At 74.9% G+C, this 1,084-nt stretch carries 1 protein-coding gene; it reads right to left on the bottom strand.

Annotated elements, in window-relative coordinates; translation table 11 throughout:
- Nucleotides 1-1,084 (bottom strand): alpha-amylase family glycosyl hydrolase (locus ACFWE1_RS17550; protein ID WP_376934770.1); only part of this gene is annotated, 1,084 nt, incomplete at both ends.

The following is a 1,084-nucleotide window of genomic DNA, read 5'->3' as shown; positions in this document are numbered from 1 at the left end:
CCGTAGCGTTCGCCGTTCGTGCGGAACCAGGTCGGGTCCTGTCGGGCGTCGTCGGGCAGGTCGATGACCTCGGGGAGGCCGAGTTCCTCGCCCTGGTAGAGGTAGGCGGAGCCGGGGAGGGCGAGCATGAGCGCGGTCGCGGCGCGGGCGCGGCGGAGGCCGGTGGCGGGGTCGCCGATGCCGGGGGTGCGGGGGCCGACGCCGTGGCCCTGGAGGTTGCCGACGGTGAGGGCGAGGCGGGTGGGGTGGCGTACGACGTCGTGGTTCGAGAGCACCCAGGTGGAGGGGGCGCCGACGGCGCCGAACGCGGCGAGGGACTCGTCGACGACGCGGCGGAGGGCGGCGGCCCGCCAGGGGGTCTCGAGGTAGGCGAAGTTGAAGGACTGGTGCATCTCGTCGGGGCGGACCCACTGGGCGACGCGGGCGAGGGGGTCGACCCAGGCTTCGGCGGCGAGGATGCGTTCGCCGGGGTAGCTGTCGAGCAGGGCGCGCCAGTCGCGGTAGATCTCGTGCACGCCGTCCTGCGCCCAGAACGGCGGGGCGTCGCCGGGTTCGGAGGAGATGCCGGGCTCGAGCGCGACGCCGGGTTCGGCGCTCGGCACGGGGCGGTCGGCGTCGGGGGCGTCGTCGGCGAGGCCGCCGGCGCCGCCCATGCTGCCGCCCTCGGCGGGCGGGGTCCAGTCGGGCAGGCCCTCGGCCTTGATGAGGCCGTGGGCGACGTCGACACGGAAGCCGTCGACGCCGCGGTCGAGCCAGAACCGGAGGATGTCGCGGAACTCCTCGCGGACCTCGTCGTTCGTCCAGTCGAAGTCGGGCTGGGAGGAGTCGAAGAGGTGCAGGTACCACTGGCCCGGCTGCCCGTCGGTCTCGGTGACGCGGGTCCACGCGGGGCCGCCGAACACGGAGTCCCAGTTGTTCGGGGGGAGCTCGCCGTGCTCGCCGCGGCCGTCGCGGAACAGGTAGCGGGCGCGTTCGGTGCTGCCCGGGCCGGCGGCCAGGGCGGCCTGGAACCAGGCGTGCTCGTTCGAGGAGTGGTTCGGCACGAGGTCGACGATGACGCGGATGCCTCGGGCGTGCGCCTCGG

Source organism: Agromyces sp. NPDC060279 (assembly GCF_042726785.1).
Taxonomy (GTDB): Bacteria; Actinomycetota; Actinomycetes; order Actinomycetales; family Microbacteriaceae; genus Agromyces.
The sequence above is the reverse complement of the archived record's forward strand: the minus strand, read 5'-3'. Positions and strand labels throughout refer to the sequence as shown.